General features: G+C 46.4%; 18 protein-coding genes. 6 read left to right on the top strand and 12 right to left on the bottom strand.

Annotation, left to right across the window (positions count from 1 at the left end):
• Positions 1 to 20: 20 nt before the first annotated feature.
• The 7 genes from QUA00_RS14810 to QUA00_RS14780 all read right to left on the bottom strand — a co-directional run bounded on the left by QUA00_RS14810 (position 21) and on the right by QUA00_RS14780 (position 6,471).
• Positions 21 to 950 carry a DUF192 domain-containing protein gene (locus QUA00_RS14810; protein WP_333410092.1) on the bottom strand — a complete coding sequence of 310 codons (930 nt, stop codon included), beginning with the start codon at positions 948 to 950 and terminating at the stop codon, positions 21 to 23.
• Between the two features lie 7 nt (positions 951 to 957).
• Positions 958 to 2,811, bottom strand: a complete 1,854-nt coding sequence (locus QUA00_RS14805) for an NAD+ synthase (protein ID WP_333410091.1) — start codon at positions 2,809 to 2,811, stop codon at positions 958 to 960.
• An 87-nt stretch (positions 2,812 to 2,898) separates the two neighbouring features.
• On the bottom strand, positions 2,899 to 3,192 hold the full coding sequence (locus QUA00_RS14800; RefSeq protein WP_333105335.1) for an isochorismate lyase: 294 nt from the start codon (positions 3,190 to 3,192) through the stop codon (positions 2,899 to 2,901).
• Positions 3,193 to 3,262: 70 nt separating this feature from the next.
• Positions 3,263 to 4,012, bottom strand: a complete 750-nt coding sequence (locus tag QUA00_RS14795) for an NrtR DNA-binding winged helix domain-containing protein (protein ID WP_333307583.1) — start codon at positions 4,010 to 4,012, stop codon at positions 3,263 to 3,265.
• Positions 3,973 to 4,572: a nicotinate-nucleotide adenylyltransferase gene (locus tag QUA00_RS14790; protein ID WP_333307586.1), complete on the bottom strand. Its 600-nt coding sequence runs from the start codon at positions 4,570 to 4,572 to the stop codon at positions 3,973 to 3,975. The genes QUA00_RS14795 and QUA00_RS14790 overlap by 40 nt, the downstream gene beginning before the upstream one ends.
• 83 nt (positions 4,573 to 4,655) lie before the next feature.
• Positions 4,656 to 6,080, bottom strand: coding sequence for a nicotinate phosphoribosyltransferase (locus tag QUA00_RS14785; protein WP_333143644.1), 1,425 nt, complete (start codon positions 6,078 to 6,080; stop codon positions 4,656 to 4,658).
• Between the two features lie 211 nt (positions 6,081 to 6,291).
• Entirely contained in the window at positions 6,292 to 6,471 is a 180-nt protein-coding gene (locus tag QUA00_RS14780; protein ID WP_333410090.1) for a hypothetical protein, read from the bottom strand.
• A 108-nt stretch (positions 6,472 to 6,579) separates the two neighbouring features.
• Between QUA00_RS14780 and QUA00_RS14775 the strand changes: the two genes are divergently transcribed.
• From QUA00_RS14775 to QUA00_RS14760, 4 genes are all read left to right on the top strand, one after another.
• Positions 6,580 to 6,729 (top strand): isochorismate synthase, encoded by a 150-nt coding sequence (locus QUA00_RS14775; protein WP_333143642.1) that lies wholly within the window; start codon positions 6,580 to 6,582, stop codon positions 6,727 to 6,729.
• 1,082 nt (positions 6,730 to 7,811) lie between these two features.
• Positions 7,812 to 9,599, top strand: coding sequence for an NHLP bacteriocin system secretion protein (locus QUA00_RS14770; protein WP_333410089.1), 1,788 nt, complete (start codon positions 7,812 to 7,814; stop codon positions 9,597 to 9,599).
• A gap of 279 nt (positions 9,600 to 9,878) precedes the next feature.
• Positions 9,879 to 12,089 (top strand): NHLP family bacteriocin export ABC transporter peptidase/permease/ATPase subunit, encoded by a 2,211-nt coding sequence (locus tag QUA00_RS14765; RefSeq protein WP_333410088.1) that lies wholly within the window; start codon positions 9,879 to 9,881, stop codon positions 12,087 to 12,089.
• Between the two features lie 294 nt (positions 12,090 to 12,383).
• Positions 12,384 to 15,353 carry an NHLP bacteriocin export ABC transporter permease/ATPase subunit gene (locus tag QUA00_RS14760; protein ID WP_333410087.1) on the top strand — a complete coding sequence of 990 codons (2,970 nt, stop codon included), beginning with the start codon at positions 12,384 to 12,386 and terminating at the stop codon, positions 15,351 to 15,353.
• Between the two features lie 362 nt (positions 15,354 to 15,715).
• Here QUA00_RS14760 and QUA00_RS14755 read toward each other — a convergent pair whose 3' ends face one another.
• The 5 genes from QUA00_RS14755 to QUA00_RS14735 all read right to left on the bottom strand — a co-directional run bounded on the left by QUA00_RS14755 (position 15,716) and on the right by QUA00_RS14735 (position 17,328).
• Complete coding sequence (locus tag QUA00_RS14755; RefSeq protein WP_333410086.1) at positions 15,716 to 15,856, bottom strand: hypothetical protein; 141 nt, start codon at positions 15,854 to 15,856, stop codon at positions 15,716 to 15,718.
• 146 nt (positions 15,857 to 16,002) lie between these two features.
• Positions 16,003 to 16,263, bottom strand: a complete 261-nt coding sequence (locus QUA00_RS14750; protein WP_333143637.1) for a hypothetical protein — start codon at positions 16,261 to 16,263, stop codon at positions 16,003 to 16,005.
• Between the two features lie 64 nt (positions 16,264 to 16,327).
• Positions 16,328 to 16,561 (bottom strand): hypothetical protein, encoded by a 234-nt coding sequence (locus QUA00_RS14745; protein WP_333143636.1) that lies wholly within the window; start codon positions 16,559 to 16,561, stop codon positions 16,328 to 16,330.
• A gap of 76 nt (positions 16,562 to 16,637) precedes the next feature.
• Entirely contained in the window at positions 16,638 to 16,877 is a 240-nt protein-coding gene (locus QUA00_RS14740) for a hypothetical protein (protein ID WP_333143635.1), read from the bottom strand.
• Positions 16,878 to 16,923: 46 nt separating this feature from the next.
• Entirely contained in the window at positions 16,924 to 17,328 is a 405-nt protein-coding gene (locus QUA00_RS14735; RefSeq protein WP_333143634.1) for a Nif11-like leader peptide family natural product precursor, read from the bottom strand.
• Positions 17,329 to 17,793: 465 nt separating this feature from the next.
• On the opposite strand from QUA00_RS14735, the gene QUA00_RS14730 reads away from it, so the two are divergent.
• Positions 17,794 to 18,183 carry a CVNH domain-containing protein gene (locus QUA00_RS14730; RefSeq protein WP_333143633.1) on the top strand — a complete coding sequence of 130 codons (390 nt, stop codon included), beginning with the start codon at positions 17,794 to 17,796 and terminating at the stop codon, positions 18,181 to 18,183.
• 309 nt (positions 18,184 to 18,492) lie between these two features.
• The coding region (locus QUA00_RS14725; RefSeq protein ID WP_333143666.1) for a serine/threonine-protein kinase at positions 18,493 to 19,547 on the top strand (1,055 nt) is incomplete at its 3' end.

Genomic DNA, 19,547 nt, shown 5'->3' with positions numbered 1-19,547 from the left:
ACATGATATCATCTACCTTTTTAGGGTAAATTGGGAATCCGATCGCCAATTTTGAGTCCCAATTGGGCCGCCCTTCCGCCTTTGAGTTCAATAACTCCGTCAACGGGAACATCCGGGCCGTAGTTGGGGCAGGTTTCGGTCAAACACGGCGGTACGTTAGGAATTATCGCCTGCACGACGCCTTCCCGCAGAAAAACCATATCCAGCTCAATCAACACGTTTTTCATCCAAAAACGCACGTTTCGCGCGGGTTCGATGGGGAAAAGCATTCCTCTGTCGTCTGGCAATTCTGTGCGAAACATTAAACCTGTGGCTTGTTCTTGGGGAGTTTGCGCCACTTCCAGTCCGATCGCGCGATCGGCTATAATCGTGTTAACCGAAATTGGCAAAAGCTGACCCATATCTAGTCCGCCAAACAGCGACATAAAGTTGGATTCAGTCAGATTAGAATTTCCCGAAACAACTCCTAAATAATTACCAGAGTTTTTATCTTTCATAATAGTTTGGTTGTCGGAAACTGAAAGCTCTAAATCGCTAATTTTCATGCCTTCTGTCAAGACAATTTTATCATTGCCGTTGCCAAAATCTGTAATTATATCGGCTTGAGTAATAGTAGATGTGGCGGCGGTTTTTTTCATCACAAATAAATCCTCCCCCGCGCCTCCTGTCAAGATATCCTTGCCTTCGCCGCCTATTAGCAAATCGTTACCCCGATCGCCAAAAATCCAATCCGACTCTTGTCCTCCATAGATTGTATCGCTTCCCTGCCCGCCAGACACCGTATCAGCCCCTTCATTTCCTGCTAGCAAGTCATTTTCCCGATCGCCAAAAATTCGGTCATTTCCCCCCAAACCTTGAATAGTATCATTACCCGCAAATCCTTTAATCGTGTCGTTGCTGAGACTTCCAAGGAGAAAATCGAAGCCGAAAGTACCGTCGATGTTAACCATTTTGCGTTTAATAGAAGGAAGATTTGGCGATCGGCATCCGCCAACCGGTACCAAAAGCTCGATCGCTAATTTTCAAACCAGGGGCTGCTTGCCGCCGTTTAAACTCCGCTTGCCTCACTAATTTTACTACCCGTTTAACCACGGCTTCATCGTGTCCGGCAGCGACCATTTTTTGGGCAGATTCGTGATGTTCTATCAACCGATACAAGATGTCATCCAAAACATCGTAATCCGGCAAAGAATCTTGGTCAATTTGGCCAGGTTTCAGTTCAGCACTCGGCGCTTTATTAATAATATTAACCGGAATAATTTCCTTGCCCAGGGGCTGGCACGGGTGTGGGTACGGAGAGGGCGGGCACGGGGGCACCGCCCCTACATATCCGCCAGAATTCAGCCACCGACAAAGCGAATAAACGCGAGTTTTCGGCACATCGGAAATCACCGCCAATCCCCCATTCATATCGCCGTAGAGAGTGCAGTAACCCACCGCCATTTCCGACTTATTGCCCGTCGAAAGCAGCAAATGTCCGAACTTGTTAGAAATTGCCATCAACAGATTGCCTCGAATCCGCGATTGAATATTTTCCTCAGCAATCCCGAAAGTTGTATTGACAAACAAATTGGCGAGAGTGCGATCGTAAGTTTCCATCAAATCGCCGATCGGCAATTGTTCGATCGCGATGCCCAGATTTCGGGCTAATTCCACAGCATCATTAACCGAATGATCCGAACTGTAAGGAGAAGGCATCAACACCCCTAGAACATTTTCGGGCCCGATCGCGCAACTGGCGATCGCCGCCACCAAAGCCGAATCTATCCCGCCACTCAAACCGAGTACAACCTTAGAAAAACCGCACTTGCGAACATAATCTCGCACTCCCAAAACCAAAGCAGCCCAAATTTCTGCATCTCCCTCTGCCGGATGAAAACTCAAATCAGTTGTGGAACGGGCATCTTGCCCGTTCCCGCCACTGCCAACGCCACTGCCGATCGAACCTAGTTTTTGTCGTCCTTCACATAATCCCAAATCAGTTGTGGAACGGGCATATTGCCCGTTCCCGCTGCCAACTAAATCTTGTTTAGCTGGGTCATATTCCAGCACCACAAAATCAGTTTCAAAAGAAGCCAATACCTGAATTAAATCACCCTTTCGATTCACAGCAAAACTGCTGCCGTCAAAAATAATATCGTCATTTCCCCCTACCTGATTAGCGTAAATAATCGGTTTCCCGCAGCGGATGACGCTGTGCTGCAACATCGCCGATCGCACTCCCCGCTTTCCCGCAGAATAAGGCGATGCCGACAAATTCACCACTAAATCTACACCCAATTTTGCCAAATCGGAAACAGGATCGCCCGCGTAACTGCGTTTACCCCAAAACTCCTCATTGTTCCACAAATCTTCACAAATTGTAACGCCGATTTTGACTTTGCCAATAGTAAAGTAATTGCTGTTTTCTCCCGGTTCAAAATATCTATCTTCATCAAATACATCATAAGTAGGCAACAAGCGTTTATGAAAAACTTGTTTGACCACGCCATTTTGCAACAAAACAGCGCTATTAAACAAGGATTTTCCGCCGAGTTTAACAGCATTAGCATTAGGTAAGGCAGTGCCTGCTATGACTGCCAACTCCGGCGGCAAAGCTTGCGCCAGTTGCAGCAACTGTGCACCTGCATCTGCAATGAAACTCGGATTGATTAACAAATCGCGCGGCGGATAACCGATCAGGGAAAGTTCCGGTGTTAGCAATAAGTTTGCGCCCTCAACATCAGCTTTTTTCGCAGCCTCCAGAATTAGGTTGGAGTTGCCCAAGATATCACCAATAGTAGGATTGAGTTGTGCGATCGCAATTTTCATCTCACCAAATCACCTAATAAATATTGCTAACAGTCCGCCCGCGCGGACTCACTTTCCTATAGTCCTAGATTTGAATGTAGCGAAAGATTACTTGGATTTGTAATGTTTCAACTCTTCTTCAATATAATAATTTACCAAATCCCGGTAAATATTTTCAACCACATCAGGATTCAAACCCGATTCTTGAGCCCACTCGCGCCGCTGCTGTAACATATCGTGAAAGCGATCGAACGATTTAACGCTAGCTTCACTCGTTTTGAACCTTGCGGCCGCGATGACGTATTGAAATCTCTTGCTCAAAGCCTCGATCACTTCTCGATCGATGATATCAATTTCCTCCCGAACTTCGTGAATATTAGCGCATTCATCAGGGTCTTTCATCGTCTGCACTCCTTAATAGCTTCTATTCTAATGTTACTAAATTGATCCCCGAATGTCATCTAAGTAACAGCTAAATAAAAACCAACGGCTTATTTTTTAAAGGAGCAAAAGCGGCCGCATCAAAGCGGTACAAACTAGCAGGGCGGCCAGCCCCCCGCGAAACCTTAACACCGGTATCGCACAAAAAACCCAATTTTAACAATCGAGATCTAAAATTAGAATAATCCGAAAAACTTTCCCCCAAAATAGTTGTATAAAGCTGATACAAATCGCTCAAAGTAAAAACATCCGGCAAAACTTCAAAAGCTACCGGACTGTATTCAAGTTTGTTACGCAGTCGCCGGTATCCGTATTCGAGAATTTGATTGTGATCGAAGGCCAGCTTAGGAACTTGTTGCACGGGATACCAAGCAATGCCGCCGACGCGGTGGCCCACACCCGCCACTACACTCCCAGCAATTAACTCAGCTTCCTCAAAGCGAACCAAAGCAAAATAACTCACCGAAAGATAACGATCGCCCCTGGTAATTTCCCGAGGATCGCGCCCCGGTTCTCCGAAAGTATACAATTGCTCCAGATACAAATTTTTTACCCGAATTTTCTCAGACAAAATTCGGTAAGCCGCATTTTCAAGAGACTCTCCGTCCCGCACCAAAGTACCAGGAAGACTCCAAGAATCCATAAACGGTTCGTCTTGCCGCATTACCAACAGTACCAACAAGCGGTTCTGCACGGCATCGACGGAAAAAATCACATTATCTACTCCTACTTTAAAGTCAGCTAATGAGCAACCTTCGCTCTTTTTCGTGCCTCGTGCCATGCGTACAAATGCTCCCTATTGATGTAATCTTCGATGGTCGGAGTCAGGGCTTGGGTGTCTCCTGTTTCCCGATAGAAGGTAGAAGAAACATTGGGACCATTCAAAGATGCGATCGCCACCTCTGCACCCATGCGCCTCAACTGCCACAAATCTAATTGTTCTGACGGATAACCCGGTCGCGGTACTATCAGCAAGTCCACTTGTTTTAACAATTGTTCAAATTTGTACCAGCGAGACAGTTGCCCCACCAAGTCAGAACCTATTACCAGTGTCAAATCTGCATCCTGCCACAGCAATCTTGCTTGTTCCACAGTTTCCACCGTCCTCGGACTGCTGAGTTCTGGATGCAAGCAAAGATTGTGTCTGGGCGAATTAATTTCTTGAATCATTAACAGCAGCATTGCCGATCGGTGTTCTAGAGAAGTTTGGTGCGACTTAAAAGGATTGTCCGAAGCCCAAACTGCTACCCAATCAAAATGTTGGGAAAGCCAACTCAGAATTGTTTTGTGTCCTGCTGTGGGCGGATCGGCACTGGTTCCAAAAAGAGCAATCTTCTGCATAGGTAATCGGTAATTGTTGACTGTTGACTGTTGACTGTTGATTGTTGACTACTGACTACTGACTACTGACTTCAATCTAAAATCTAAAATCTAAAATCTAAAATCGATTGACTCTTTTTCGTTTTTTGGGTGAGACTCTGCAAATCTGTAGAAATTTCCACAGGCGGCGAAATCGGGTTGTCAAGTTGGCGAGTTTCGGGGCGCAGACTGGCGACAGAAGCAGCAGTTCGTTTGGCGATATCGTCCAAACTTTCCTGGTTCTGCACTCGTGTGCCGTCCTTTACAACCAACTCCATTAATGGTAAGTAAGAATCGCAATTGTGAATAGTTTCTCCTGACAATCCCAAACAATCTCCGAGAATGTGTCCATTTTCAATATGTCTAAAAATTTGCTTTCTTCCTGGATATGTTACCTTGCCGCTTGCCTCTTTCATCACCGGAATTCCGTCAATTTCCACCAACTTATAAACACCGTTCACAGGGGAACCGCTGACCAACTTCGTTCCCAAACCGTAACCGTCAATGCAAGCGCCGCTACTTTTTAATTTAGCAATTTCTCGATCGTCCAAATCGCCACTAGCAAAAATTGGAACCCCAGGCAGGATCGATCGAACTTCCCGAGACAGCACCGCCAAATCGCCCGAATCCAGCCGCACGCCTTCCAACTGCATTTCACCGCTGTTTACTCGATCGGCCAACATCCGCGCCGCCGCCACAGTATCGTAAGTATCTATCAGCAGTGGCGCCCCCGGAAAATAGCGGTGAAAAGCTGCAAACGCCTGATTCTCGCTGCCTTCGAGGGCGGCAACAGCCATTACCAAAGCATGGGCGATCGTACCTACAGGTTTGCTGCCTAACTTCAAAGCAGCCAAAACATTAGAAGTTCCGTCGAACCCCGCAGCCAGGGCAGCCCTAGCAGCCCATACAGCAGCTTGAGGCCCAAAAGCCCTCCGCGTCCCGAATTCTAGCAATTTAGCCTCCGGGCCCGCCACATCGCGCAGCCGCGCTGCCCGCGTCGCAATCAAAGTTTGATAATTTATGGCATTCAATAAATAAGTTTCCACTAACTGAGCCTGCCACAGAGGAGCCTCAATTCGCAGCAGAGGCTCGTTGGCAAACACCGCCGTCCCCTCCGGCACCGCCCAAACATCGCCAGTAAAGCGGGCTGTGGCGAGTAAAGTCCAAAATCGTTCCGGGGCGCCAGCAAAAATCCCAGTGGACTGCAAAGCCTGAATTTGCGCCGGCGAAAACCGAAATTTTTCCAAATAATCGATAACTTGAGCCAAACCCATCGCGATCGCGTAGCCAAAACCCTCTGGCAGCCTGCGCGCGAACAACTCAAAACTCGCGGCCCGCCCGTCGAGTCCTTCCCCGACGTAACAAGCGGCCATCGTTAGCTGGTAGAGATCGGTCAAAAGGCTGTAATCTGCTGAAGAAACCGTCAGTTCCTGGTCTTCTAAGATTTCTTCAAAACCTGTGAGCTGCAGGCTTTCTGTGGTAGTTTTCATAAGAAAAACCCCGGACAAACTTCTTTTTCTTAATTATAGTGACAAACACCATATCTTTTTGTAAATTTTTGATAAAGATGGCAGATATTTGTCGGAGAAATTCGCTGATTATGCCCTTAAATAGCGGATTTCGGTTAATGGGTAGATTAATATTATGGTAAAACCCATATAAATACTTAATTTAACAAACTCAGGAATTAAGCACAAACACTCAAGCGTTGCGGGTTTTTTGCGAAAATATTTCGTTGCAGCCCTTGAATAGAGTTAGACAACGCGGTTTCTGAGCGTCGGAGGGCGATCGCGACTGCTTGAGTTTAGCAAGGAAAAATCTACCACCAAAAGGTCGATCGTCCAAAAATGCGTAATTTCTCCAAGCTTCAGCTTGCTTCATTGTTGCAGACCAATAAGTAATTCAAATAAATATTGCTAAAGTCATCCACCGCCCAAAAATCTGAGTAATATTAAAAGTATCAGAACTCAGACAAGAGAGGCAGATTCTATGAATCTTTCTAAATCTTTGGCAAACGCGATGCGTTACGTTTCGGAAGCAGCGGTGCGGATTTTTAGCCCCAGCGATGACAACTATCCCAATAGTGGAGTTCAACCTTTTGAAGGTAAGCTTTCCAAAAGTTCTAAATCCAAAGAATGAACAGCCATTCCCGCCGTTTCTAGCGAGTTCGGCACAGGCATTCAGTTTAACAGTCAACGGTTAACAATTAACTGTTGACTGTTAACTTTTGACTGTTGATTTTGACCGAAAGCATCCAGGATACCCGCCACGTGATTCATTCCTTTGCAGACTCAGGACGGAGAAATCAAAAACCTGTATCCGATAAGCAAGCCCCCGAATTTATCCGTGGGGTCAATGCTTCAATTCTTTAATCTAAAATCGATTGACTGTTAATAGTAATTGTAGGTGCGGTTTCTCTTAGGATCGCGAATTAAATAATTTACACAAGTTTGTGGGTTGGGCGGGACGCCCGCCCTTTCTGGACGGGCGGGCGTCCCGCCCTTTCTGGACGGGCGGGACGCCCATCCCACAAGAACCATCACGCATTGTAAGTTATTTAATTCTCATTCCTTAGTTCTACCCAACCTACAATTACCAATCACCAATTACACTGAACTTCCCCAATAGATAAAAGGTATATTCAGTGTAGAGTAAGCTTTTTAAAGAAAGATTCGGGCGCCCGGTTTACTGCGTATAAGTTAGAGAAACACAAGCAAAACTAGAACCTTTTGTTGCACTGGGGTTGGTTCACTAATTTTATCAAAAATCAAACTATATAGCAATCCTTGCAGGTGTCGTAAATGTTTTACCCACCTCATTGAACAAATCGCACCACATTTTAAGTTGCTACTTCGATACTTTAGAGTAATTCTACCCATTGACCAAAGTGTTTTTAGCTTAACTGGTGACCAATGTGTAGGCCCTGGCTGCGGGCGATACCTAGCCGAAAGTTCGGGTCATTCCCCCGTCTGAAGACTGGCTGTACGCTGGTCTTTTTGTTAGCTGAAAACTCTACTGTTAGTTAGGTCTTACGAGGGTTAATTGTCGTAAAGTGATTTTACAGGCAAGCTGCAAACAGGAGTGAGAACATTCAAGTAATTGCACGGAAGCTTTGAACGTTTGTTGGGAAATTGTTTGTGCCTCAATTGACTTGCAAGGAATTTCCCTTTCAAATACACCCCTGCTTACAGCCGCGATCGCACTCTCGAAAGGAATAGCTGATGCAGGTAAAACAAAACAAACTTTTCACTACTGAAGCGATCGATCGCTTATCTTCACCGGAACGCCTCGACGAAATGATGCAGGTGGTTAGTCCTCGATCGTGGCTGCCACTAACTGCAATTGGCTGTTTAGTTGCTGCTGCGGGGGTTTGGAGTGCGATCGGGCGAATTCCGCTGACTGTTTCCGGTCAAGGCGTGTTGCTTCTGCCCCGCCGAGTCGTGCAATTTCAAGCTGCTAGTTCCGGTCAATTGGTAAAGCTAAATATCAAGCCGGGAGATGTTGTTAAACGGGGTCAGGAAATCGGTAGAATTGATAAACTAGACCTCAAGCAGCAGTTAGAGCAAGAAAAAGCGAAATTAGCCCAACTGCAAGGGCAAAAACAAGATACTAATAAGCTGCAAAAACAGCAGATTGCCCTGGAATTAAAAACCCTAGAACAGCAGCAAAAAGACCTTCAAGAAAGCTTGAATAGGGAGTCAGTTGCACCGATACTGCACCAGCAAAGTATGGCGGCATTAGAGCAAAAACGGCAAAGTTTGGAAGAAAGTTTGCGCCGCGAACAAATTGCGCCGGTACTGCGGCAGCAAACTCTGACAGCATTAGCAGAAAAACGCCAAAGTTTGGAAGAAAGTTTGCGGCGAGAACAAGTTGCGCCGATATTGCGGCAGCAAACTCTGGCCGCGATCGCCAAAAAACAGGACAGTCTTTTGCAGCGAAAACAGCACATCGCTTCTTTGGTGGAAACTTTACAGCAGCGGTTTGAAACTCGCCGCGTTCTTTACGAACAAGAGAGGGCGATCAGCGAGGATGTAATGCTGCAAGCGAGACAGGAATTCGCGGACTCTCAGATGCAACTGGCGGATATTGAAACGCAGTTAAAAGAACTCGACGTTCAGAAAACCAATAGCGATCGCGAATTCCTGCAAAATCTCAATAAAATTGACGACATCAAAAACAGCCGGCAGCAACTCAAGGTAGAAGCTACCAATACCGAACGGGAGTACCTGCAAAATCTCAACCGCCTTAACGAAATTAAAAACAATCTCCAAGAACTTAAAGTTCAGAAAAGTAACACCGAACGGGAGTACCTGCAAAACCTGAATAAAATTGACGAAATCAAAACTAAGATTAAAGACATGGAAACCCAAGCGGTCAAACTAGCTCAACAAGACTTAGAAAAATCGATCGCCCAAACAAATCAAATTCAGGAAGTTAAACGCAAGATTGCCCACTTGCAGAATCAGTTGACGGCCGACAGCAAAATTACCAGCCAATACGACGGCCGCGTTTTAGAAGTTAGCGCCGTTGCAGGTCAAATGCTGAACATCGGTACAAGGATCGGGACAGTTGAATCTAAAAATTCTCGCGAAAAAATGGTCAGTCTTGTTTATTTTGCTGACAGAGACGGCAAGCAAATTAAACCGGGAATGACCGTACAAGTTACCCCTAGCGTCGTCAAGCGGGAACGCTACGGCGGCATTGTCGGCAAAGTAACCCAAGTTTCTCCTTTTCCGGTTACTAATCAAGATATGTCGTCAATTATCGGCAATGAAAATTTGGCTGACAGCATCGCAAAAAACATAGCTGGTGGCGGTGCTCCCGTGCAAATATTTGTGGAATTGCAGGAAGATCCGAACACTATCAGCGGTTACAAATGGTCTTCCTCGAACGGGCCTCCTCTCAAGATTTCCCCCGGTACTACTGCGCTAGTGCGGGTTCAAATCGGGCAGTTAGCGCCGATTTCTTACGTGATTCCTATTTTTCGGTCTTTGACAGGAGTTTATTAATTTAGGACTAAGGCTAACTGTCACACTCCCATCGACTTGTAGGGTGCGTCAGACGAAGTTGTAGAATGATTATCGAGGATTTCGGGTCTAACGCACCTTACTATTAAACCGACCGTCTCTCTTGTTTATATCGAAGTCTAGATCCCCCCTAACCCCCCTTAACAAGGGGGGGACAAGAGCAGTCAAAGTCAACCCCTACTCCCCAACAATCAGGGGGATTTAGGGGGATCTAGACTCGAATACAAGCAAAGTTTATTATGGATTTTAGCCTTATAACAGATGAAAATTCCCTGGATTGACAAGTTTTTTACACCGCGCAAATTAAGGCGAGTTCGTACTCCCACGCTGCTGCAAATGGAAGCAGTAGAATGCGGTGCTGCTGCTTTAGGAATTATTTTAAGTTACTGCGAACACCCAGTACCTTTAGCTCAATTGCGGAGCGAGTGCGGCGTTTCTCGCGATGGCAGTAAAGCTTCTAATATCCTCAAAGCAGCCAGAATTTACGGCTTAGATGCTAAAGGGTTTAAAAAAACTGTCGAAGAGTTGAAAACTGTACCGCCGCCTTTTATTGTTTTTTGGAATTTCAATCACTTTTTGGTGGTTGAGGGGATTAAGAAAAAGCGCGTTTACCTCAACGATCCCGCATCGGGCCCTAGGACTGTTTCCCTAGAAGAATTTAAGTCTGCTTACACTGGCGTTGTTTTGACTTTTGAGCCTGGGCCTGAGTTTAAAAAGGGTGGGAAAAAACCGAGTATTGCCAGTGCTTTAGATTCCCGATTGCAAAGTTCCCGTTGGGCGATCGCATTTTGTTTAATTGCTGGTTTATTACTGACTGTTCCCCGTTTGGCTGGCGCGGCATTTACCCAAATTTTTGTGGATGAAATTCTTGTCGAAAACCGTCACGACTGGCTGCGACCTTTAATACTGGGAATGTTGTTTGCCGCTGCTATTCAAGGGCTGCTAGCGCGAATGAGGCTTTTCTATTTGCGACGGCTGGCAAACAAGCTTGCGATTTCGATGTCGGGACAGTTTGTCTGGCATACGTTGCGCTTGCCTGTGGGATTTTACGCGCAGCGGTTTGCAGGTGAAATTAGCAGCCGCTGCCAAGTTAATGATAAGGTTGCTGAAATTTTATCGGGGAAACTTGCTGCAACTGCGATCGACGCGGTAATGATGGTTTTCTATGCAATAATTATGGTTATGTACGACTGGGTATTGACCAGTGTTGCCGCTGTTTTTGCAGCCTTAAACTTTTTGGCACTGCAATCTTTATCCCGCAGCCGCGTCGATGCTAACACCAGATTAGCTCAGGAAACAGGTAAGGTTGGCGGTGCTGCGATTGCAGGCATTCAATCTATAGAAACTGTCAAAGCTAGCGGTTTAGAATTCGATTTATTTTCTAAGTTTGCCGGGTACTATGCCAAAATGAGCAACGCCCAGCAAGAATTGGCTTTGCCCACTCAAATATTGTCAATATTACCAGCATTTTTAACGGCATTAGCTGGAACTGCTATCTTAGTTGTCGGGGGCTTGCGGGTGATGAACGGGGGGTTGAGTATCGGGATGTTAATTGCCTATCAAAGTCTCACTCAACAATTCCTCCGACCTGTTAACAATCTCGTCAATTTTGGCAGCACTCTGCAAGAATTAGAAGCCGATTTAAACCGACTTGATGACGTTCTGCAAAACCCGATCGACCCCGAAACAGACCGCGATTCTTTTAATAGTAAAAACTGTCGCATCGCCCTTGCACCAGATTCTTTTCACCTGCAAGGAAGCATTGAATTGCGCGGTGTCAGTTTTGGCTACAGCCGCTTGGAAGCGCCCCTAATTGAAAACTTGAACTTAACAGTAAAACCGGGTCAGCGGGTAGCGTTAGTGGGGGGAAGCGGTTCGGGCAAATCTACTATTGCCAAACTTGTGACCGGGCTTTACGAACCAATGAATGGCGAAATTTTATTTGACGGGGTTCCCCGCAATTTGATTCCCCGTTCTATCCTAGCAAATTCGCTGGCAATGGTCGAACAAGAGATATTTCTATTTGCCGGCACTGTTCGCGAAAATCTCACGCTTTGGGACCCGACAGTACCGGAAGCAGATTTAGTGCAAGCGTGCATTGATGCGGCAATTCACGAACTTATTTTGAATATGCCGGGAGGATACGATGCTCAACTCAATGAAGGGGGGACAAATATGAGCGGCGGACAGCGACAGCGCTTGGAAATTGCCAGGGCATTAGTGAGGAATCCAGCGGTGTTGGTGCTGGATGAAGCAACGAGTGCTCTGGATGCTGAAACAGAGTTAATTATCGATCGCAATTTGAGGCGTCGCGGTACTTCTTGTATTGTGGTTGCTCACCGCTTGAGTACGATTCGAGATTGCGATGAAATTATTATGCTTGCAGGGGGGAAAGTAGTTCAAAGAGGCACTCATGAGGAGTTGCAAAAGCTGGGAGGGCCTTATGCTCGTTTGGTTGGGAATGAACAATAAACAGCAGAAATACAGTAGCCAACCCGGTAGTCCGCCAGGGAATGAATTCCCTGTCTAATAGCTAAAGTCCTCTGAAGAGGACTGAAATGAGCGATGGTTTGATTTGGCTATTCAGTGTTCGCTATGGAGTCTTAGCTATTCAGTCGGTTTTAACCGAATTTAGCTATGAGACGGGGATTTTAATCACTCCTAGGATCTGTGGATTAACCCGATCGATTCGATCGCACTGTCTTCTTTGAGGCAAGGCTTTAAACCCCTGCCCGACTTGATATTACTACTCGCAAATTACTAGCTATGCTCGATCTAAATCCTGTTAAGAAACTGCACCGAATTAAAGGAAATGAACCGCTGCTGCTGAATGACCCGCATCAGGTATGGATTGTTAAGTCGGGCGCGATCGCAGTCTTTGCAGCCCAGATACAAAGTGAGAAGCCTGCGGGCAACCGCCATTATATGTTCGGCGTCGGTGCCGGCGAGGCTTTGTTCGGCGCTGCTAGCCCCCCCAACCAGGGCGGGCACGGGGGCACCGCCCCTACAAGGGGGGGAGAAAATTTAAAACCAGGTTGGGGACTTCTGGCGATCGCGATCGCCGAAACGGAACTGGAACCGATCGCGATCGCAGATTGTGCCGCTTTAGTTGCTGCTGGTGACAGCAAAACGCGATCGCTTGTGGAAGGGTGGATACAGCATTTGGGAGAACGAGTGATTCCCTACGGGATAGCTGCGCTTCACGCCCCGGAGGAAAAAGTTGCCCCAGAAACTGCGGTTGTCGCAGCAGCCTCGCAGCAGATATCGCTACTTCCCGGTCAAATTCTGCGATCGCCGCCGGAAACAGTTGTCTGGGTGCGCGTCTCGTCGGGCGATGCGAGTGTCGGGGAATTGCAGTTAAATTCTGCTTCCCCAGCATTTCCTTTGGCTGGGAATATGCTGCTAATGACCTCGGGGGAAGTTGAGGTGCAAATTTTATCAACAGCAGAGGTGGAAAATGCCGACTGGCTGCCCGCGAGTTTAGCTTTGCTGCACGAGTATTTTTGCTGCTGCTTGAACTTGCTGGTTTCCCAGCAAAAAGCAGAGGAATTTCGGCGCTTTCAGGAACGCGAACAGCTAAACCGCCAAGTAACTCAGACAGCTTTGGGAGATTTAACCGAGGTTTTGCATCCCCGGAAAACTGCCTTGTCTGAGGAAGGAACACCGCTGTTAATCGCTGCTGGGGCTGTAGGTAAGGCACAAAGTATAACCGTCAATCCCCCGGCGGGTTCCGAAGACTTCAGCCGAGTTAAAGATCCGATGGAGGCGATCGCGCGATCGTCCCAATTTCGCACCCGCCGCGTGTTGCTGGCTGGGGATTGGTGGCGGCAAAACTGCGGCCCGCTGTTGGCTTATACAAAGTCCGACAATCGACCAGTAGCTTTGTTGCCCGGTAAGGGATCTCGTTATACTTTGTTCGATCCGATCGACCGCACTCGCAAACGGGTAACTAAAGCAATCGCCCAAGAGTTGTCGTCAGAAACTCTCATGTTTTACCGGCCCCTGCCGCTATTGCTTCACAACGCTGCGGAACTGTTTCGCTTCGGGACGAAGGGCTACGAAAAAGACATCATCGTTGCTTTCGGGCTGGGGATATTGGGAACGCTGTTGGGGATGGTGACGCCGCAAGCTACCTCGATTTTGGTCAATGATGCTATTCCCGACAGCGATCGTTTGTTACTGTGGCAGTTAGGGCTGGTATTGTTAGTTGCGGCGATCGGACGGGCTGTATTTAGCATGGCCCAAACAATTCTGACCCTGCGGATCGAAAATGCTGCTAGTGGCACTCTCCAGCCGGCAGTTTGGGATCGATTGCTGAGATTAAAATCGGCATTTTTTCGCAGCTATTCATCTGGGGACTTGCTAACTCGCTTATTAGCAGTTAATCAAATTCGCGCCCAACTCAGCGGCGCGACGCAGCGGACACTTTTGAACGCGATATTTTCCCTGCTGAATTTGGGGCTGATGTTTATTTACAGCCTGCCGCTGGCTTTAGTCGGAATTGGTTTAACTCTTATCGCGGTTATAGTAACAGTTACATCGAGCTTGCTCTTAATCCCAAAAGAGCGGCAGATGGAAACAGGAGAAGGCGATATTAACGGGCTGACAGTAGAACTGATCAACGGAGTATCAAAGCTGCGGGTAGCGGCTGCAGAAGGGCGAGCGTTTGCAGCTTGGGCGAAAAAATATAGCCAGCAAATCAAGCTAAGAACAGGAATTAAACGAATTGACGACAGCGTTTCAGTATTTAATGAAGCGCTGCCATTAGTAAGTTCTATCCTGATGTTTTGGTTTGCAATTCAGTTCATGGAAAACCCTAAAACAGGAGGCGACGTACTGAACATGGGCACATTTCTCGCTTTTAATTCCGCCTTCGGAACCTTTCTTTCTGGCATCACAGACTTGAGCAATACCGTAACTGATATTTTAGGAATTGTACCGCTGTGGGAGCGAGCCAAACCGATCGTCCAGGGAATCCCGGAATCTGACCCGACAAAAGCCGATCCCGGCCGCTTGAAAGGTCAAATTACGATTGATCGCGCGACTTTCCGCTACCGGGAGGACGGGCCCCCAATTTTAGATGATGTCAGCATCAATATTCAACCGGGAGAATTTATCGCGATCGTCGGGCCGTCGGGTAGCGGTAAATCAACATTATTTCGGCTGTTATTGGGATTTGAAATAGCACAAAGTGGCACTGTTTATTACGACAATCAAGATTTAGCAGGCCTCGACGTTCAAGCTGTGCGGCGGCAGTTAGGAGTAGTGCTGCAAAACGGCAGAATTAATGCTGGTTCGATGTTTGACAATATTACCTGCGGGGCGATGGTAACGCAGGAGGAAGCTTGGGAAGCGGCGCAAATGGCCGGTTTAGCCGCCGATATCGAACAAATGCCGATGGGAATGCACACGGTTGTCAGCGAGGGCGGCACGAATCTTTCGGGAGGACAGCGGCAGCGGTTATTAATTGCCCGCGCAATGGTTGTCAAACCAAAGGTTATCCTGATGGATGAAGCTACGAGTGCTTTGGACAATCACACGCAGGCGATCGTTACTGAGAGTTTGGATAAGTTGAATGTGACGCGAGTTGTCATCGCCCACCGCCTGAGTACGATTCGCAATGCCGATCGCATTTATGTAATTGAAGCCGGCCGCTTGGTGGAATTTGGTTCCTTTGAGGAATTGGTAAAACAGGGAGGATTATTTGCTAGATTAGTGGCGCGGCAGATAGAGTAATGTAAACGCGATTTCACAAACCCGTAGGGGCGGGTTCACCAACAATCTCTGGCAAAAATATACAATTTCGTAAACCCGCCCTACCCACCAACAATACAAATGTACCGCTAATTTACGGGGTAAAATGTTGATGTAAATCCAACCCGTAGGGGCGGGTTCACCAACAATATCTGGCAAAAATCGACAATCTCGTAAACCCGCCCCCACCCCACCAACAATACCAATGTACCGCTAATTTATTGGGAAAATGTTGATGTAAATCAAGGCGGGGGAGGGCGGGTTTATGGGATTGTTCGATCGGTCCGAGAGATTTCGGTGAACCCGCCCCTACAGCCATCACTATGAATCGAGCCAAATTAGGCTTATTCTTTTGTTACCAAATCGGGCAACCACAACAAAATTAGCAATAGCAAGCAGGCGATAACTAAGCCAACGCTAAATATTGTAGCGTTACTCATATCGGGGGCTTGCTGCATCAGGTATAGTGGCTGTATTGCATTCATATTTTCTGTAGATTTGGATTGTTGTATTTGTCATTTTGTAACAAAAAAGCAATCGCAGAGTATACGATTGCTTTGCGAATTTTAGCCTCATCGATCGCGTTACAGTTGGCAATTACAAGTGGCTCATTACAAGCAACTCATTTCTTCTATCCGCGATCGAAATTCCTTAATGCTTCAAAGAATTCCATACTGATAGCGGGGCCTTTAAAATGAGGTCGGGGACTGTTGCTTGTGACCACAGGCATACCGGCAGCCCGAGCGCGATCGGCCATATTAGAATGACCACCCGCGATCGCTTCGAGATCCAAGTCGTTCAATTCTCGATCGGTTGAATTTCCCAATTCGGATGCTGTGAGTTTGGACGACTCGGACGGTAATTCTTGCAAAAAGTGATTGTTGCTTTCCATCAGATGTTTTCTCCTTGGATGTTTAAACTCAGCAGAAGCGCGATCGCTTCTAGTTACAAGCAGCTCATATCTTCCGTCCCAAATAGGACAGCGTTTCTTCAGTTATTTGGAAGACCGGACCCATACGCAACAAAAAGTCGGGCTTTGGACCGCTGGCTGTGATAGTACGGATACCGCCTGCGATCGCATCTAATTCCGTATCATTCAATTCTTGATTAGTTGAGTTATCCGGTGCGGATGCTGTGATTGCGGACGACTCGGAGGGTACTTCTTGCAAAAATCGATTGTTGCTTTCCATCAGATGTTTTCTCCTTCGATAATTAGTGAAATTTGCTTCCAAAAGCGATCGAACCAACTCCTAGCAAAGTTGGCTGCTATCCAGCCTTTTTACCCGCTATGTGGCTAGCAAAATCGCTAGCAAAATCCTCGGTCGAAATTCTCTCGGTCGGACCGTACCACTGGAGCCTACTCCAATTGAAAAACGTAAGACCGCCTGCGATCGCATCTAATTCCGTATCGTCCAATTCTTCAGCAACAGGATTGGCTGGCGACTGTTGCTGTTGTACGGCAGAATCTCGATCGACTTCTTGGCAAAACTGATTAGTGCTGTCCATCTGATTGCTCCTTTTGATTTCGGTGTTGTATTAAGACAAAGATTACCTACGGTGTTGGAGTCGCCGCACCGACTACAGCTCCAGAAATAGCTCCTTTTGCGGATTCCTTAAAGGGGTCTTCTCCTGCGAAAAGACCGCCGAGAAATCCACCTAGAGCACCTAGAACTGCTCCTATACCAGCTCCGATAACTCCTGCGCCAGCAACAGCCTCCAATTCACTGTCAGACAACTCGCCTGAAGTATCTGACTGGCTCTGATGCTGAGCAGTCACCGACTCCAGCCACTCAGAAACCTCTGTTGAGGAGAAACTGTAGCTTTTTTCTTTGCCCAGGGCTACCGCTTTATTCACTAAGCTTTCCCGATCCGTTACCGATTGGAACTGTAGCTGGAGTTCTGGATCTTGCGAGACTTCTTGAAAAAAATGATTGACGCTTTCAAATTCAAAAGACATGAGATTTGCTCCTAATTGAATTGTTAAGGAAGTAACTCCTTATTTGTTTTTTCCAGCTAGGCTAGTGCTGGCCTATGCGTAAATTTAGTTTAGGAAATTACCCAGCTAAAGTAGCTAGCTCCAAGTTTAGTTTTGAACCTATAAAAACAACAGAGCTTTAACTCACCTTTAGTTGAGGAGATTACCTGAACTTTTGGTTAGGTATCGAATATTCCACGGAACTATAGACTGGTAATACTCCGTTTCTGTGCAATGAGTAAAGCCTGCGTTCCATACCTCCGTAAGTCTTGTATAAGCAATGACAGCCTATATTTGAGGGCGACATCCAGCCAAAAGTTTAGGATTTTACCTCACAGAGGCTGAGTCGCCAACTGACTATTTGGCTAAGTTCATACTCAACTAAAAGCTAGAAGGTTTTTAGGGTTATTATCTTACGCTAAAAATAGTAAATCAACAAAAAAAACCATGAAATTCATTAAATTGTTTGGAGTGTCGGCTTCAATCGTACTATCGTTCTCCATCTTTCAGCAGCCGACCCATGCTCAAAAAGCAAGTACCTTTGCTACCAGTTGCACGGATTTTTCAATCAATGGCGCTCAATTATCTGCAACTTGTGACAAAAAAGATGGCACTAATCAGCGCACTTCCATTACCATTCAAGGAGTTCATAATAAAAATGGACAACTGGTACAAGGCAATATTGGGGAAGCAAGTACGTTCAACCGAACTTGCACAGACTTCGGTATTAATGGATCTCAAATTTCTGCCAATTGCCGCACATCTAGCGGTGATTATCGGCATTCTTCTGTCACATTACTGGGAATTAATAATAACGATGGCAAGCTAATGTATTAATTATAGGAGGATTGAGCGTTTCTAAAGTCCGATCGGCAATTGTGAAAGTCCTAACCCAAGAGTCGTATAAACAAAGGGCGATCGAGATGCAAGAGGCGATCGGGCGGAGTCAAGCGCGCCGCTGACATTATCGAACAAGCTGTATTGACTGGGAAGCCTGTTTTGGCTTCTAAAATCTAAAATCTCAGATGTGGAGTCAAATCTAAAATCTAAAATCTAACATCTAAAATCGACTGATGGCTCACGCACATCTGGTGTGAGGAGCAAATTTATGCTATGTTCGACTGCAAAGTTGACCGCAGGCTGAATATGCTCACTTTTCCTGGCGTTGAAGTCACAGAACTCATCTACGAAAGCGCAAACTCCCTAGTTTACCGAGCATTCCGACAACCCGACTGTCTCCCCGTCGTGATCAAAGTCCTTAAAGAAAATTATCCCACACCCCAAGAACTCGCCCGCTATCGCACAGAGTATAAAATTACACAATCTCTGAATCTGAGTGGCTGTATCAAAGCCTATGATTTGCAGCCATATCAAAACACGCTGGTGATGTTTGTTGAGGATTTTGGCGGCGAATCCTTGAAAATTTGGATGCAGCAGCAAAAATTTAGTATTGCAGAATTCTTGCGAATTGCGATCGCCACAACAGAAGGTTTACAACAAATTCACAGCGCCCACATCATTCACAAAGACATTAACCCTTCAAATATTGTCTTCAATCCAGCTAACGGACAACTCAAAATCATCGATTTTGGCATTTCTACGCAGTTGACGCGCGAGAATTACACCATCAAAAATCCCAACATTTTAGAGGGAACTCTTGCTTATATGTCGCCGGAACAAACCGGCAGGATGAACCGAAGTTTAGATTACCGCACGGATTTTTATTCCCTGGGCGCTACCTTTTACGAACTGCTGACATACCAACTGCCTTTTGACACTAACGATGTGCTGGAATTAGTACACAGTCATCTCGCTAAACAGCCCTTGTCTCCATCTCAGGTGAATCCTGAAATTCCGCAAATTCTTTCCGATATTGTGATGAAGTTGATGGGGAAAAATGCTGAGGAGCGCTATCAAAGTGCGATCGGCATTAAAGCGGATTTAGAAGAATGCTTAAATCAACTGCACAGCAATAACAATATATCCTTTTTTTCGCTAGGATGTCAAGATATTTCTGATCGCTTTCAAATTCCGCAAAAACTTTATGGCAGAGAGCGAGAAATTGATAGTTTACTAACAGCTTTTGAAACAGTCAGCAGTCACAGGCAAGATGCCTGTGCCACAAGCAGTCACAGGCAAGATGCCTGTGCCACAAGCAGTCACAGGCAAGATGCCTGTGCCACAAGCAGTCACAGGCAAGA

The organism is Microcoleus sp. T2B6, from assembly GCF_036700475.1.
Classification (GTDB): Bacteria; Cyanobacteriota; Cyanobacteriia; order Cyanobacteriales; family Microcoleaceae; genus Microcoleus.
Note: the sequence above shows the minus strand (reverse complement) of the source record. Positions and strands in the feature narration are given on the sequence as shown.